Annotated in this window: 16 protein-coding genes; 5 read left to right on the top strand and 11 right to left on the bottom strand. The window is 37.1% G+C overall.

All coding sequences use genetic code 11. The features are described 5' to 3' along the window. Positions 1 to 21 precede the first annotated feature (21 nt). Together CD29_RS03430 and secG are read right to left on the bottom strand one after the other, a co-directional pair. Positions 22 to 768 (bottom strand): alpha/beta hydrolase, encoded by a 747-nt coding sequence (locus CD29_RS03430; protein WP_036182868.1) that lies wholly within the window; start codon positions 766 to 768, stop codon positions 22 to 24. A gap of 134 nt (positions 769 to 902) precedes the next feature. Beyond that, positions 903 to 1130: a preprotein translocase subunit SecG gene (gene secG / locus CD29_RS03425; RefSeq protein WP_036182866.1), complete on the bottom strand. Its 228-nt coding sequence runs from the start codon at positions 1128 to 1130 to the stop codon at positions 903 to 905. 317 nt (positions 1131 to 1447) lie between these two features. Here secG and CD29_RS03420 point away from each other — a divergent pair, with 317 nt between their 5' ends. Both CD29_RS03420 and CD29_RS03415 read left to right on the top strand, forming a co-directional pair. Then, positions 1448 to 2449, top strand: a complete 1002-nt coding sequence (locus CD29_RS03420; RefSeq protein ID WP_052123976.1) for a bile acid:sodium symporter family protein — start codon at positions 1448 to 1450, stop codon at positions 2447 to 2449. Positions 2450 to 2563: 114 nt separating this feature from the next. Then, the gene (locus CD29_RS03415) at positions 2564 to 3523 is read left to right on the top strand and encodes a nuclease-related domain-containing protein (RefSeq protein ID WP_036182864.1); all 960 of its coding nucleotides are present in this window, start codon (positions 2564 to 2566) and stop codon (positions 3521 to 3523) included. A 477-nt stretch (positions 3524 to 4000) separates the two neighbouring features. On the opposite strand, the gene eno is transcribed toward CD29_RS03415, so the two are convergent. The 6 genes from eno to CD29_RS03385 all read right to left on the bottom strand — a co-directional run bounded on the left by eno (position 4001) and on the right by CD29_RS03385 (position 10736). Next, positions 4001 to 5293, bottom strand: a complete 1293-nt coding sequence (gene eno / locus CD29_RS03410) for a phosphopyruvate hydratase (protein WP_036182862.1) — start codon at positions 5291 to 5293, stop codon at positions 4001 to 4003. Between the two features lie 93 nt (positions 5294 to 5386). Continuing rightward, entirely contained in the window at positions 5387 to 6925 is a 1539-nt protein-coding gene (gpmI, locus tag CD29_RS03405; RefSeq protein ID WP_036182860.1) for a 2,3-bisphosphoglycerate-independent phosphoglycerate mutase, read from the bottom strand. A gap of 95 nt (positions 6926 to 7020) precedes the next feature. Further along, positions 7021 to 7782: a triose-phosphate isomerase gene (gene tpiA / locus CD29_RS03400; RefSeq protein WP_036182858.1), complete on the bottom strand. Its 762-nt coding sequence runs from the start codon at positions 7780 to 7782 to the stop codon at positions 7021 to 7023. Positions 7783 to 7794: 12 nt separating this feature from the next. After that, complete coding sequence (locus CD29_RS03395; RefSeq protein WP_036182856.1) at positions 7795 to 8979, bottom strand: phosphoglycerate kinase; 1185 nt, start codon at positions 8977 to 8979, stop codon at positions 7795 to 7797. 407 nt (positions 8980 to 9386) lie between these two features. Beyond that, positions 9387 to 10382: a type I glyceraldehyde-3-phosphate dehydrogenase gene (gene gap, locus CD29_RS03390; RefSeq protein WP_036182854.1), complete on the bottom strand. Its 996-nt coding sequence runs from the start codon at positions 10380 to 10382 to the stop codon at positions 9387 to 9389. Between the two features lie 120 nt (positions 10383 to 10502). After that, a complete protein-coding gene (locus tag CD29_RS03385; RefSeq protein ID WP_036182852.1) occupies positions 10503 to 10736 on the bottom strand; it encodes a glutaredoxin family protein in 234 nt (77 codons plus the stop codon). Positions 10737 to 10846: 110 nt separating this feature from the next. On the opposite strand from CD29_RS03385, the gene CD29_RS03380 reads away from it, so the two are divergent. From CD29_RS03380 to CD29_RS20150, 3 genes are all read left to right on the top strand, one after another. Further along, a complete protein-coding gene (locus CD29_RS03380) occupies positions 10847 to 11467 on the top strand; it encodes a spore coat protein (protein WP_036182850.1) in 621 nt (206 codons plus the stop codon). A 111-nt stretch (positions 11468 to 11578) separates the two neighbouring features. Then, entirely contained in the window at positions 11579 to 12268 is a 690-nt protein-coding gene (locus CD29_RS03375; protein WP_036182848.1) for a YetF domain-containing protein, read from the top strand. A gap of 16 nt (positions 12269 to 12284) precedes the next feature. Then, the gene (locus tag CD29_RS20150; RefSeq protein ID WP_140422890.1) at positions 12285 to 12533 is read left to right on the top strand and encodes a hypothetical protein; all 249 of its coding nucleotides are present in this window, start codon (positions 12285 to 12287) and stop codon (positions 12531 to 12533) included. Positions 12534 to 12614: 81 nt separating this feature from the next. Here CD29_RS20150 and CD29_RS03370 read toward each other — a convergent pair whose 3' ends face one another. The 3 genes from CD29_RS03370 to CD29_RS03360 are packed head-to-tail and all read right to left on the bottom strand — an operon-like array spanning position 12615 to position 14841. Further along, entirely contained in the window at positions 12615 to 13337 is a 723-nt protein-coding gene (locus CD29_RS03370) for an amino acid ABC transporter ATP-binding protein (protein ID WP_036182846.1), read from the bottom strand. Next, positions 13334 to 14044 carry an amino acid ABC transporter permease gene (locus CD29_RS03365; protein WP_036182844.1) on the bottom strand — a complete coding sequence of 237 codons (711 nt, stop codon included), beginning with the start codon at positions 14042 to 14044 and terminating at the stop codon, positions 13334 to 13336. Before CD29_RS03365 ends, CD29_RS03370 begins: the two co-directional genes overlap by 4 nt. Positions 14045 to 14064: 20 nt before the next feature. Further along, positions 14065 to 14841, bottom strand: coding sequence for a basic amino acid ABC transporter substrate-binding protein (locus tag CD29_RS03360; RefSeq protein WP_036182842.1), 777 nt, complete (start codon positions 14839 to 14841; stop codon positions 14065 to 14067). Positions 14842 to 15489: the final 648 nt, after the last annotated feature.

Here is a 15489-nt window from a genome sequence, read left to right as displayed (position 1 = left end):
CTTATTGTTTGCTGGAAAGAGCTATTCATTCCAATCTAGGGAATTTAAAAACTGCAGAATTGTTTCATGCAATTGTTCTTTTTCCTTATCTAGTGTAATGACATGCTTTGAATGCTCAAACCAAACAAGTTCCTTCTTTAAGGATTCCACATCTTCATAAATTATATGAGCAGACTGTGGGTCAATTACTTCATCATTTCTAGATTGAACAACTAATACTGGTGCATAGATTAAGTCCAATTCTTTTCTTACGTCTCGGATTAGTTGCTGAAGTTCAGGTAAAGATGGCATACCCTTTTTCCGAATTGCTTCAACATCTTTTTCGATTTGCTCTGGGTCTTCTCCATCAAATTGCTTGTAGTCTTTCGCATATTTTAGAACGCCTTCAAACATTTTGTCAGTCGTTCTCATCGACATTGGAGCACACATCGTAACTACGCCTTTTAATGGAGCGTTCATGGCAAGTTTTAATGAGAAAACCCCGCCGAGCGAGAGTCCAGCTACTGCAATTTCCTCGTAGCCTTCATTTTTTAGCAATTCGTATCCTTTAATGACGTCTTGCCACCACTCGTCTGGTGACGATTCGATTAGTTGCTCTGGTGGAACACCATGTCCTTTATAGTGCGGCGCATGGCAAGTGTATCCGTTTTTTTCTAAGAAACGACCTAGTATTCTTACGTCTGAGGAACTTCCAGTGAAACCATGTAATAACAAAACAGCTCGCGGTCCAGCTTTATAGAAAAAAGGTTCTATTTTTATTTTTCGCAAAACATGAAGCCTCCAAAATCTACTTGTATATACATATTTTTCTTCCATCGCATAACTTCCATTATATATGAAAAAGCCTAACCATGCTCGGTTAGGCTTTCATTATTTTCAAATTATATTGTTTTCATTCAAAATTATATTTTAACTACGACTAAAGCTAAAATAAAGAATAAAATCGCAAGAACAACAGTTAATCTATGTAGAATTAAATCTATACCTCTTGCTTTTTGTTTACCGAAAAGTTGCTCAGCTCCACCTGAGATGGCCCCTGATAATCCTGAGCTTTTACTTGATTGTAATAAAACAACTGCAATTAATGCTAAGCTTACGATGATCAGCAAAGTTAACAGTAACGTATGCATGAACTCCACCTCCTGAAAATGAAACTTTACAACATAGTACAGTATACCAAAAACAGTCAACGTTTACAATAAACAATTAGAAAAGCAAATTTCTATTGGGATTTAGTAGATTATAAGCAATTAAATACTAAATATCTACTAGTTTCAGTATGGGTTTTCACTATGGTCACAGTGTTAATATTACTAATTATTCTACTTTTAGAGTATTTTATTCTCTTTTGCATGCTGTTTGTCTAATTTTTCTGAATCTTATTGTAATTCCGATTTTACTTCACTATAATAAATCCTATTAAATTCAAAAAAGGCAGGTACATAGAATGAATCCATTACAAAAAATAGGAAAATTTGCAGGTGACACGTTTGCAATCTGGGTTTTACTTGCAGCTGGCCTTGCGATGTGGACGCCAGAAAACTTTAAGTGGCTTGCTCAGTACATCACTCCATTATTAGGTATCGTTATGTTCGGTATGGGGATGACGTTAAAACTAAGTGACTTTAAATTAGTAGTTAGATATCCAAAAGGCGTATTTATCGGTGTTATCGCTCAATTCGTTGTAATGCCACTACTTGCATTCGGATTAGCAAAGTTATTCCAACTTCCACCTGAATTAGCAGTAGGGGTAATTTTAGTAGGATGTTGTCCTGGTGGTACTTCATCGAACGTTATGACTTTATTGGCAAAAGGTAATACAGCATTATCAGTAACAATTACATCTGTTACTACTTTATTAGCACCAATCATGACACCAGCATTAATCTACTTACTTGCAAGTGCATGGTTACCAGTTGATTTCAAGGCAATGTTTATGTCAGTAGTTCAAGTTGTATTAGTTCCTATTATTCTTGGAGCAATTGCTCAATTCTTCTTTAAACCAATCGTTTCAAAAGCAGTTGATGTCCTTCCAGTAGTATCAGTTATCGCGATCGTTTTAATCGTAGCAGCTGTTGTAAGTGGAAGTCGTGATCGTATTATCGAATCTGGTTTATTCATCTTAGCGATTGTTATTTTACACAACGGTTTAGGATATTTAATCGGGTATTTAGTTGGTAAACTATTTAACTTAAAATATGAAGATAAAAAGGCCGTTTCCATCGAAGTTGGTATGCAAAACTCAGGTTTAGGGGCTTCATTAGCAACAGCTCACTTCCCTGATCCAATCACAGCTGTACCAAGTGCGATCTTCAGCTTCTGGCACAACATCTCAGGACCAATCCTAGCAACATACTGGTCTGCAAAAGCAAGCCGTATGGAGAACAATGAAGAACCTAATTCTGGGTCTGGGAACAAAAAAGAAGAAAAAGAAAAAGTTGGAGTTTAAAATATAAATTTACTCGGCTTCCGCCGCCCCAAATCATAAGTTTGGGGCGGTTTTTATTTTTGGGTTTAATTTCCTTGGCGTGGTCTTTATTATAGTAGTTGAGGAGGTGAGATGATGTTGTTGTTGGAGAGAACGAAGTCTAGCAAGTTAGTCATGTTAGAATCTTTAGTTCGTCGGTTACATCCTAGTGACAGTGACTATGCTTACTTTAAAGAAGGCTATCAAAGGCAAGTTGCTGGGTATGAAGGCGAAAAGTGGGTGGATCGAGAATGGTTTGACATGCCAAACCTTGGCTGCCATTATTTATTTTGTAACTACGAGTTTGAAAATGAACATGGCTTTTCCCACCAAATTGATACCGTCTCGCTCACGTTGAAGTATTTGCTGATTTTGGAAATAAAAAATATTTCTGGCCGAGTTGATATCGATGAAGACAAACATCAGATGATCGTAACAAGACCTGATGGCACTACGAAAAGTTATGCGAATCCTCTAGATCAGATAAGAAGACATGCGCAACATCTTGGTGTGTTGCTCGATCAGTTTAAGTTTCCCCTTCCCATCGAAGGTGCCCTTGTTTTTTCAAATCCCGCTACAATCATCGGCAATGTCCCCAAGAATTTTCCTATCTTCCATTCGAGCGGTTTACGACACTTTGTACAAAGACTTCTGAAAAAATATCACGAAAAACTATCCGAAAAACAGTCGGCTCAGCTTTCGAAAATATTACTAACAAAATTAAAGCGTCAAGAAGTGAATCCAAGTTTTGATTTGTCTCGGTTAAGAAAAGGTGTGCTTTGCGGGGTTTGTGATTTTCAAGTGATCATGACCTATCGCGGCGGCACTTGGCAATGTATGAGTTGTGGGGCACGCGATAAAAGTGCCATACTCCAAGGTTTACACGATTACCGTGCGCTCATAGGGAATAAGATTACGAATAAAGAGTTTCGGGAGTTTTTTGGGGTGGAGTCAATGGATGCAGCTTCGAAAATACTAAGTCGATTGGAATTAGAATCTTATGGTAAAAAACGAGGTAGGTATTATTTAATTCCTAGTAATATTAATAAAAAATAGGTGATTTTTTAGAGAATCAATTTCTATTGAATTGATTCTCTTTTTTTGTTATTTGTTTCCACTTGTTGTTGCTTAAGTTCGTGTTCTGGAGATTATCTGCAATGCAGATGCTTAAGTTTAGCGTTCTGGCGATTATTCCTCTCATTTTGGCGATTAACTCGCCAGCTTTGGCGATTACTTGCTCCGGTTTGGCGATTATCCGCACGGCAGAGGCCTGAATTTTGCTGTCTGGCGATTATTCCCTTCATTTTGGCGATTAACTCGCTAGCTTTGGCGATTACTTGCTCCGGTTTGACGATTATCCGCACGGCAGAGGCCTGAATTTTGCTGTCTGGCGATTATTCCTCTCATTTTGGCGATTAACTCGCTAGCTTTGGCGATTACTCACGCACTTGCACTACTTAAGCAATGCAAAGTTACAAAAAGAAATCCCCTTTCTTAAATAGAAAGGGGTTCTCCAAGACTTAAAACTCAAGCCTATTTAATATTATAAAACGACTTCAACCCTAAGTACTGCGCTGTATCATTTAACTGATCTTCGATGCGAAGTAGTTGGTTGTATTTTGCAACGCGGTCTGTGCGAGATGGTGCACCTGTTTTGATTTGGCCAGCGTTCGTTGCTACGGCGATGTCCGCGATTGTTGAGTCCTCAGACTCGCCAGAACGGTGAGAAATCACAGCTGTATAACCAGCGCGTTTTGCCATTTCGATTGCGTCTAAAGTTTCCGTCAAAGTACCAATTTGGTTAACTTTGATTAAAATAGAGTTACCTACGCCTTGCTCGATTCCTTGAGCTAACTTCGCAGTATTCGTAACGAACAGGTCGTCACCTACTAATTGAACGCGGCCGCCGATGCGCTCAGTAAGCAATTTGTGTCCAGCCCAGTCGTTTTCATCCAAGCCGTCTTCAATAGAAATAATTGGATACTTAGAAGTTAATTCTTCATACCAGTCAACCATTTCTTCTGAAGTTTTCACAACGCCTTCACCAGCTAAGTGGTATTTGCCATCCTCTTTGTTGAATAATTCAGAAGACGCTACGTCCATCGCTAAACGTACTTCTTCGCCAGCTTTATAGCCCGCGCGCTCGATTGCTTCTAAAATTACAGTAATCGCTTCTTCGTTTGAGCCTAGGTTTGGAGCGAATCCACCTTCATCTCCAACAGCTGTGTTGTAGCCTTTTTCCTTAAGAACCGCTTTTAAGCTGTGGAAAATTTCAGTTCCGATACGTAGTGCATGACGGAAGCTCTCAGCTCCAACAGGCATTACCATAAATTCTTGAATGTCCACATTGTTGTCTGCGTGTGCGCCACCGTTTAAGATGTTCATCATTGGAACTGGTAATTGTTTCGCATTTACGCCACCAAGATATTGATATAAAGGAATATCTAAATAATCGCTCGCTGCATGAGCAACAGCTAATGAAACACCAAGAATTGCGTTTGCGCCTAATTTCCCTTTATTTTCAGTGCCATCTAATTCGATTAACGCTTTATCGATTAAAATTTGATCGAGAACAGAATAGTTTCCTTCTAATTCTTCAGCAATCACTGTATTTACGTTTTCTACTGCTTTTAAAACACCTTTACCAAGATAGCGAGATTTGTCTCCATCACGTAATTCAACAGCTTCGTATTCACCTGTTGAAGCACCAGATGGAACGATTGCGCGACCAAATGCGCCTGACTCTGTGAAAACTTCTACTTCTACAGTTGGGTTACCACGTGAATCTAGTACTTCGCGAGCATAAACTTGTGTAATAAATGGCATTGTAATCAAGTCTCCTTAATGATCGATTTAGTTTCGGCAAAATTGCCTCTAATTTTATATTTGACGGCACGAAGCCCAAAAACCCTAAATAAATTATTTAACCACTTCAAATAGTGGCTTTCCTGTCATTTCTGCAGGTTGTTTTAATCCTAACAATTTTAACATCGTCGGTGCGAGATCCGCTAAAATTCCACCTTCTCGCATCTCTATGCCTTCTTTAGTAACAACGACTGGAACAGGATTTGTTGTATGTGCTGTCATTGGTTCTCCCGCGATTGTAATAACTTCATCGGAATTACCGTGGTCTGCAGTTATAATAGCAGCTCCACCTTTTTCTAAAATCGCATCTACAACTTTTCCTAAACATTCATCGACAGTTTCGATAGCCTTAATCGTTGGTTCAAGCATACCACTATGGCCAACCATATCTGGATTTGCAAAGTTTAATATGATAGCGTCAAATTTGTCTGCTTCTATTTCCCCTACAAGTGCCTCAGTCACTTCATATGCACTCATTTCAGGCTTTAAATCATATGTAGAAACTTTTGGTGAAGGAATTAAAATCCGTTCTTCGCCAGGGAAAGTCTGCTCCCGTCCACCACTCATAAAGAAAGTAACGTGGGGATACTTTTCTGTTTCAGCAATACGCAGTTGAGTTTTACCACTTCTTGCAATAACTTCACCGACAGTATTCACTAAATCAATATTTTCAAACGCAACGAGTGCATTTACATCTACACTATAATGCGTGAATGAAACAAACGATAAATTTTTAGGATGTTTTTCAGATAACTTAAATCCAATGAATTTCTCATTTGTGAAAACAGTTGATAATTGGATCGCTCTGTCTGGTCGGAAGTTGAAGAATACAACAGCATCATTCGTATCAATTGTAGCCACTGGTTTTCCTTCACTCGTAATTACAAAAGGAATAACGAATTCATCATTTACTTCTCGTCCGTAAGAGTTTTCAACACCTATTTTTGCACTTGGAGCCGTTTGACCGATTCCATCTACAAGAGCATTGTAGGACAGTTGTACCCTTTCCCAACGTTTGTCGCGGTCCATCGCATAATAGCGACCGTGGATTGATGCAAATTTACCTACACCAATTTCGTTCATCTTTTTCTCAGTTTCTTCAATATAGCCGAGTGCAGTTGTTGGACCAACATCACGACCATCTAAAAATCCATGCACATATACTTCATTTACTCCATGTTGTTTCGCCAGTTTTAATAATGCGAAAAGATGCTCGTAATGACTATGTACACCGCCATCTGACAACAATCCCATCAGATGCAGTTTCGAATTGTTAGCTTTTGCATGCTCAATTGCTTGAAGAAACTTTTCATTTTCGAAAAAATCACCTTCACGAATCGACTTATGGATTCGAGTAAGACTTTGGTATACGATACGACCTGCGCCAATATTTAAATGTCCTACTTCTGAATTCCCCATTTGACCCTCTGGTAAACCTACTGCTTCACCGCTTGCTGTTAAAGTCGAGTGAGGGAATTGGTTCCAATAACGATCAAAGTTCGGTTTCTTCGCTTGGGCTACTGCATTTCCATACTCTTCGTCACGGAAAGCAAAGCCGTCTAAAATTATTAATGCAACGGGTTGTTTTGGCATTTGCTGCCGCCTCCAATAATAGTAAATAAATTTCAATCAAAGAGATTTTGAACCGCGCTTCACCAAACTACCTATCACGATTCAAAACTCAAACTCTATTGTGCGATTGCTTTTGTAACTAATGCTAAATATGATTCCACTTGTAAGCTCGCGCCACCTACAAGAGCACCATCGATATGTTCTTTTGATAATAATTCTTCAATATTCTCAGGTTTTACACTTCCACCATATTGAATACGAATTTTTTCTGCACAATCTTTGCCGAACAGTTCTTCAACAACTTGTCGAATCGCACCACATACTTGGTTTGCATCATCAGCTGTTGCCGTTTTTCCTGTACCAATTGCCCAAATTGGTTCATATGCAATAACCATATGTTCCACTTCTTCTGCAGAAAATCCGTTCAAAGCAGCTTTTATTTGGCCACTTACTTTTTGTTCTGTGTTACCAGACTCACGTTCTTCCAAAGTCTCGCCACAGCAAATAATAGGAACGATGCCAGCCAATAATGCAGCAGCTACTTTTTTATTCACCGCTTCATCAGTTTCATTAAAATATTCACGACGTTCTGAGTGACCAAGGATTACATAGTCAACGTTAATGGAAGAAAGTTGCGAAGGGCTAATCTCTCCTGTAAACGCACCTTCATTTTCATAATGCATATTTTGAGCGCCAATCGCTAAATCTGTTTCAGAAGCAATGTCAACCAATGTTGGTAAATACAGCGTAGGTGCACAAATTACCGCATCTACTTTATCTTCAGATGGAATTTGTTCACGAACTGCTTCTACAAATTGACAAGCTTCTTCAAAGGATTTATACATTTTCCAATTCCCTGCAATGATTGGTTTACGCATAGGCTTTCCTCCTTATTTATCATTTAAAGCTGTGATTCCAGGAAGTTCTTTCCCTTCCATAAGCTCTAAGCTAGCGCCGCCACCTGTTGAAATGTGGTCCATCTTTTCGGCAACACCGAATTTCTCAACAGCTGCAGCTGAATCGCCTCCACCAATAACTGTGTAAGCCGCAGTTTCAGCCATAGCGTCTGCTACAGATTTTGTTCCATTTGCGAATGGTTCCATTTCAAACACGCCCATTGGTCCATTCCAAATGATTAACTTAGAATTCGCGATCACTTCAGCATACTTAGCTGCTGTTTTCGGTCCGATATCAAGTCCCATCCATTCTTCAGGAATCTCACTAATATCAACCACTTTTGTTTCGGCATCTTTCGAGAATTCATTTGCCACGACAGCATCCACTGGTAAATGAAGCTCCACACCTTTTTCTTTCGCTTTTTCAATAAAACCTTTTGCTAGCTCGATTTTGTCTTCCTCAACTAGAGATTTACCAATTGAGTAGCCTTGCGCTTTACTGAATGTATAAGAAAGTCCTCCACCAATTAAAAGGTGGTCCACTTTATCTAGAAGGTTTTCAATTACACCGATTTTATCTTTTACTTTTGCACCGCCAATGATTGCAGTAAATGGTCTTTCAGGATTAGATAATGCTTTACCAAGTACATCTAATTCCTTTTCCATTAATAAACCAGAAACCGCTGGAATATGTTTTGCAATTCCTTCAGTTGAAGCATGTGCACGGTGAGCAGCACCAAATGCATCATTTACATATATATCAGCTAAACTTGCAAATTGTTTTGCTAGTTCTTCATCATTTTTTTCTTCGCCTTTATGGAAGCGTACGTTTTCAAGTAGAACGATTTCTCCATCTTGCATGTTCCCAATTGTTTCTTCTACTGAATTTCCAATGAATTCATCTAGTTTTTGAACAGGTTGACCTAAGATTTCAGATAAACGCGTGCCAACTGCTGTTAAACGCATCTCTTCTTTTACTTCACCTTTTGGACGACCTAAATGAGAAGCTAAAATTACTTTTGCCCCTCTAGATGTTAGTTGTTCGATTGTTGGAATAGCAGCACGGATTCTCGTCTCGTCTGTAATTTTCCCTTCTTCCATTGGTACATTAAAATCAACGCGAACAAAAACGCGTTTTCCTTTTACATCAATATCATTCATCGTCTTCTTTGAAAACATGACGAAATCCTCCTTGAAATCACTAAGGTTGATCTGCATTCAACCGTTTTATTTAAATCAAATGCGCCTTGGCGTATTTGCACGCCCAGATTTTATCGAGCTTGCTCGATAAATTTCATTAAAAATCTGTGGCATCCGCCGGAGGCAAAATTCATTCAGTAGGTGTTTAATCTAAACAGAATTATTAAACCTCTTACATATACTTTACAATATATAGAAGTGCATACTTTTTCTGAATGAATTTACATAAGAAAGAGCGATGGGAATCATAAAGCCACCGCTCCTATTACCCTTCATAATTATAAATGGAAATAACTATTAAGGCTATACTTATTATAGAGGAAATGGATTAATATGTTACATTTTTACGAAATTGACAAAAAAGTATAACACATTAATACAAGCTTTTATTGAGAGATATAAAGAGCTAAGTCAATTAATCGACTTGAATAGCCGATTTCATTATCATACCAAGATAAAACTTTAATCATATTATCTTCTAATACCATCGTTGAAAGACCGTCAACTGTTGAGGAATTCGAATTCCCGTTATAGTCAATCGATACTAACGGTAGTTCGTTATAGCCTAAGATTCCTTCTAAATCACCATTTGCAGCTTCTTTCAAAGCGTCATTTACTTGTTCTACAGTAACTTTCGTATTTAACTCAGCAACAAAGTCTACACAAGAAACATTCGGTGTTGGGACTCGAATGGCAAAACCGTCTAATTTCCCTTTCAATTGTGGCAATACTTTCGCTACAGCAATCGCCGCACCAGTCGATGTCGGTATCATTGAAACCGCACCAGCTCGTGCTCTACGTGGATCGCTATGAGGAAAATCTAAAATTCGTTGGTCATTCGTGTATGAGTGAACCGTCGTCATCAACCCACGTTTGATACCAAATTTCTCATCAAGAATTTTTGCTACAGGAGCTAAACAGTTTGTTGTACATGATGCATTCGAAATAACATCTTCAGAACTCGAGTAGTTTGTATGGTTTACTCCCATAACATAGGTAGGCATCTCACCTTTTGACGGAGCAGATAGAATTGCTTTTTTAGCGCCCGCTTGTACGTGTTGAGACACTTCTTCCATTGATCGGAATCTACCTGTTGACTCAATTACAACATCTACATCTAATTCTCCCCAAGGTAACTTTGATGGATCTTTTTCAGAAAGTACACGAACCTTTTTCCCATTTACTATGAATGCATTGTCTTCAGATTCAACATTTGCATCATATATACCATGAACAGAGTCGTATTTCATTAAATGAGCCAACTGATGTGCATCTGTTAAGTCATTTACAGCAACCACTTCTAATTGGTCATTTTTCATTGCCTCACGAAAAACTAATCTTCCTATTCGACCGAAACCATTAATCGCAATTTTTAAGGCCATAACCTTACCTCCATAAGAAACAATTTATTATCACATCAATTTTATTTTTACCCTTAGAGAGAAATATTAACCATTTTCATTTTATCAGTTTAATTTTAACTCAATTCATTTTTTTGTGAATTATTTACTTAGATTTTCGAACAATGTAGGATAATCCAAAATGCCATATTGAATTACTTCGTTATCCTTTTCAACGACAGGAATCATTAGCATATATTTTTCGTGCAATTCCTCAGAATCTTCTATATTAATGACCTCAATCGTAAAGGGAATATCTTCTTGGACTAATTTTAAGGTAGCTAATCCTTCTTCACATAATGAACAATTTGGACGACTATAGAATTTTACCAACATCATAAACCTCCAATCCCTTTACCAGTTATTGTATCAGAATTATTGAATAATCAAAATTAACCTACACAAACTAATTTCCGAACGACCGAAAAACTCAAGGAGGAACACTAATGACAAATAATTTCATGGATCAAAACCAACAAATGCAACCAAATATGCCGTTATCTATGAATCACGGAGCTCACGAGGTATTAGATGTTCATGAAGTGTTAAGTGGTGCAATTGGTGCGTTAAACGCTTTTATTTTCTACCGTCCTCATGTTCAAGATCAGGAACTTCTTAATATTTTGGATAGACAATATGCATTTATGCTTGACGAGTACAACATTACTGCTGAATGTTTCAAAACAGGTCAAGACCCTAGTCACCCTACTCGTACTTATAAAATGCAAATGGGGAATGACTCTAAATACGGTTTAACACCTGGTCAACCTAAAAAACCAATGCAGTCTGCAAATGAAATCAACGACTCAATTATTTCAGGTGCTTTATTAAGCTGTCATAAAATGTTGACAACTGGTAAAGCGAATGCAGCACTTGAATCTACAAATCCTGTAGTTCGCCGTGTATTACAAGATTCCATTCCTAACTGTATTGAAATGGCCTATGAGTTATCGTTATATCAAAACAAAAACGGCTATTACCAAATCCCACAATTATCTCAAGCAGATATGCAAGCAATGTTAAATATGTACGGTCAAGCTGATAAGGCACAAGGAATGCCTAGCTAATTTAGGGTAGGAACGAAAAATCGCTTTTCACATTTTGTGTGAAAGGCGATTTTTTTATTAGTATCGATTTTGTTAGATAAGGAAAAATAAATTCAAATCGAGGTGGGGAAAATGGATGAACAGATAGGCTATTTGCAACTAATACTCGAAACAATTGCCACATTTTTTGTCTTATTATTAATGACAAGATTATTAGGAAAAAAACAATTAAGTCACTTAACCTTTTTCAATTATATAACAGGTATTACGATTGGATCCCTTGCAGCGAATATGGTGATTATAAGTTCGAGGAATTTTTTTAAAGAGCTAACAACACTAATTGTTTGGTGTTTACTTTCGATGATCATTGCTTATATCGGTTTAAAGTCTGGAAAAGCAAGAGTCGTTCTTGACGGGCAACCAACAATTTTAGTTAAAAAGGGAGAAATCGATAAAAAATCCTTATCAAAAACTAGGTTAAATATTGATGATTTGACCATGATGTTGCGGCAAAAGGATGTTTTTTCAATTGCTGAAGTCGACTATGCAATACTAGAACCGAATGGAACATTAAGCGTCTTGAAAAAACCACAATACCAAAACGTCCTCAAACAAGATGTAAAGATAAACATAATCACTCCTACATATATACCTAGCGAAATAATCGTGGATGGCAAAATTATAGAGAGGAATCTAAAAGAGCTAGGATTAAGTAACCATTGGTTGGCTAAACAGTTGGAACTTGTAGGCGTGTATTCAGTGCAGGAAGTACTTTATGCAGAAATACAGTCGGATGGAGAGTTGTTTATACAGCGAGCTTAGGTGGCAGGAGGAAGCTGTGGAGATTTACTTAGCGTTGAAGATTGAGATTTGCTTTCTGGCGATTAATTCCTTGATTTTGGCTTTTAACATGCATAATTTGGCTATTACTTTGCCTGTTTTGGCGATTATCTCCTGCGCCGAGCTTGAGATTTGCTTTCTGGCGATTAATTCCTTGATTTTGGCGATTAACTTGCATAATTTGGCTATTACTTTGCCTCTTTTGGCGATTATCTGCTGCGCACGAATCTCAAAATCAACTATCTAGCAACTCTCATCACAAAAATTTTTTTAGAACTAAAAAAACCCATTCAATGCATCTCACATGCATTGAATGGATCTAAACTACTTATAATATTTTCCCTAAAAACGCCTTCGTACGATCATTTTTAGGATTTGCAAAGATTTCGCTTGGCAAGCCTTCTTCAACAATGTATCCGCCGTCCATGAATATAACTCTGTCCGCAACTTCGCGAGCAAATCCCATTTCATGCGTTACAACGACCATCGTCATACCTTCTTTAGCAAGTGCCTTCATAACATCCAACACTTCTTGAACCATCTCAGGGTCAAGTGCTGATGTTGGCTCGTCAAATAGCATAACTTTAGGCTTCATAGCTAGTGCGCGTGCAATAGCTACACGTTGTTGTTGACCACCTGATAATTGTTGAGGAAAATTATCTGCTTTTTCTCTAAGTCCTACTTTATCTAGTAATTCCAAAGCTAATTCTTCAGCAGACTTTTTATCCATTTTTCTTATTAACATTGGCGCCATCGTTACATTATCGATAACCGACATATGAGGAAATAAGTTAAACTGCTGGAACACCATTCCAACTTCCGTACGAATATCATTAATATTCGTTTTTGGATCATTAACCTGTGCCCCGCCGATATAAACCGCACCGTCCGTAATTTCTTCAAGTAAATTAATACATCTTAAAAATGTACTTTTTCCTGAACCAGAAGGGCCGATGACACAAACTACTTCTTTTTCTGTTACTTCGCAGTTAATACCTTTTAGTACTTCTAGTTTCCCAAAAGTTTTGTGTAAATTTTCAACTTTTATCATCTCGCAACCCGCCCTCCTTTATTTTTACGCGGATTGTAATCAATGCTGAAGCGTCTTTCAACATAAGCAACAATTTTCGTTACGACAAACGTTAAGATTAGGTATAAAAGTGCAGCTGTTAAATACGGCTCCCAGAACTTTTGGTAAGCCCCTGCAACTACTTTTGCTGCATATAAAATATCATTTACAGCAATAACCATAACTAATGAAGAATCCTTTAACAATGCGATAAATTCATTGCCTAGTGGTGGCACCATACGACGAAATGCCTGTGGCAATATAACTTTTCGCATAGCTTGACCTTGTGTTAACCCTAATGAACGGGCAGCTTCTGTTTGCCCTTTATCAATTGATTCAATACCAGCTCGGAAAATTTCCGCGTTATATGCAGCGCTGTTTAATACAAGCGCAGCAATCCCAGAAAACATTACGCCTAGAGAATGACCGAAAATAGTTGGAATTAATGCTAAATGAATGATTAATATTTGAACGAGTAATGGCGTCCCGCGGAAAAGATCCACATAAATTTTACATGGCCAATAAATCCACTTTTTCTTTGATGTTTTTCCAAGACCTAAGAAAACACCTAATATAATACCGCCAATATATCCGCTTACTGTTAATACAATTGTTATCCAGATACCTTGTAAAAATAGTTCTCGGTAGTTCCAGATTATATCCCATCGCAAGTTAAATAAAAAGTCCATCTGAAACACCTCCGTTTAAATTAGAAATCAGTTTCTTGACCTGTAATTTCTGCCAATTTACCGTTTTCTTTAATCTTTTTAAGACCTTCGTTTAATAGATTTAACATTTCTGTATTACCTTTTTTCACCATTAGACCGTAGTATTCTTTTTCAAAACTTGGATCTTCGATTGTTTTAAGAGGCGCATCTGGATTATTTCTTAAGTACTCGATAATTACAGCATTATCACCGATTGCTGCAGCAGCAGTACCATTGATAACTTCTTGATAAGCAAGTGGTTGGTTTTCATATGCCATAATATTTGAGTTTGTTTCACCAAGAACCTTTTTAGCAGCTTCATGAGATGTTGTATTAATTTGAACAGCTACTTTTTTATCTTTTAAATCTGCAACAGATTTGATGTCTGTATTGTCTTTAGGAACGATTAAGAATAATGTTGCTTCGTAATATGGTTCTGTGAAATCGTATGTTTCTTTACGTTTTTCAGTAATCGTAATACCTGCAGCACCAAAGTCAATTTCACCGTTTGTTAATTTAGCAAACACCGGCTCCCAACCTACATTTTGCAATTCATATTCGAATCCCATTTCTTCAGCAATCGCTTTTACGATATCTGGGTCAATCCCTGAAACAGTACCTTTTTCATCTAAATAAATGAATGGAGCAAACGATGCTTCCGTTCCACCAATAAATTTCTTTGCATCTGACGAAGAACCATTATCAGTACCACATGCTGATAAGATAATTGATACTGCAGCTAGAATTGTGAATATTAACATCAAACTCTTTTTCTTCATTTTAAATCCCCCTATTTATGTTGTTATTTTTTTAAAATCAAATCTATAATTATCAGAAACTGTGTAATTATAAATAGTATTATAATTATTATACATTTTTAATACAATACTATATTTTCTGAAACCTCTTCAAAAGCTAAATTTATTTAGGTTTTTCGACAAATTTTGCAAATAAACAAAAAACCACCTTACTCATAATTATGAATAAGGTGGCTTTTATGTTGAAACCTTCAAACTATATTACTCTATATCCTAGCGTATAAATTTATATGAAAAGATACTTGATCATAACTAGTTTAAAGAGAATGAATAAGGGGTAAAATGAATTGGTACAGTAATTAACAAATTACCCCTTTATTTCCATTCCCTCTGTAAATGATTAGGCTGCTATCTAATATTTACAGTAAGGTCTTGCTATACAAATTATATAAAAAACAGTAAAATGGCGCCCATAGGGCATATTGTGATTAATGAAAAAAAATAGCTACAAATCACGTATCTTGGAAATGCAGCTAGAAACTTAAATGTAAAGATATTCATCATTAATCATAAGAACAACAATTATTAATTTACTCACTTTCTCACCAATAAGCAACCTTTTTATAAAAATATCGTAATTTTGACAAAATTAATATGAATTTTTTACTT

Origin of the sequence: Ureibacillus manganicus DSM 26584 (assembly GCF_000772945.1) — a bacterium.
Lineage (GTDB): Bacteria > Bacillota > Bacilli > Bacillales_A > Planococcaceae > Ureibacillus > Ureibacillus manganicus.
The sequence above is the reverse complement of the archived record's forward strand: the minus strand, read 5'-3'. Positions and strand labels throughout refer to the sequence as shown.

Coding starts and splice junctions, on each gene's coding strand:
- secG (WP_036182866.1), bottom strand. CDS start 1,130: ATGCATACGTTACTGTTAACTTTGCTGATCATCGTAAGCTTAGCATTA.
- CD29_RS03420 (WP_052123976.1), top strand. CDS start 1,448: ATGAATCCATTACAAAAAATAGGAAAATTTGCAGGTGACACGTTTGCA.
- CD29_RS03415 (WP_036182864.1), top strand. CDS start 2,564: ATGTTGTTGTTGGAGAGAACGAAGTCTAGCAAGTTAGTCATGTTAGAA.
- eno (WP_036182862.1), bottom strand. CDS start 5,293: ATGCCATTTATTACACAAGTTTATGCTCGCGAAGTACTAGATTCACGT.
- gpmI (WP_036182860.1), bottom strand. CDS start 6,925: ATGCCAAAACAACCCGTTGCATTAATAATTTTAGACGGCTTTGCTTTC.
- tpiA (WP_036182858.1), bottom strand. CDS start 7,782: ATGCGTAAACCAATCATTGCAGGGAATTGGAAAATGTATAAATCCTTT.
- CD29_RS03395 (WP_036182856.1), bottom strand. CDS start 8,979: ATGTTTTCAAAGAAGACGATGAATGATATTGATGTAAAAGGAAAACGC.
- gap (WP_036182854.1), bottom strand. CDS start 10,382: ATGGCCTTAAAAATTGCGATTAATGGTTTCGGTCGAATAGGAAGATTA.
- CD29_RS03385 (WP_036182852.1), bottom strand. CDS start 10,736: ATGTTGGTAAAATTCTATAGTCGTCCAAATTGTTCATTATGTGAAGAA.
- CD29_RS03380 (WP_036182850.1), top strand. CDS start 10,847: ATGACAAATAATTTCATGGATCAAAACCAACAAATGCAACCAAATATG.
- CD29_RS03375 (WP_036182848.1), top strand. CDS start 11,579: ATGGATGAACAGATAGGCTATTTGCAACTAATACTCGAAACAATTGCC.
- CD29_RS03370 (WP_036182846.1), bottom strand. CDS start 13,337: ATGATAAAAGTTGAAAATTTACACAAAACTTTTGGGAAACTAGAAGTA.
- CD29_RS03365 (WP_036182844.1), bottom strand. CDS start 14,044: ATGGACTTTTTATTTAACTTGCGATGGGATATAATCTGGAACTACCGA.
- CD29_RS03360 (WP_036182842.1), bottom strand. CDS start 14,841: ATGAAGAAAAAGAGTTTGATGTTAATATTCACAATTCTAGCTGCAGTA.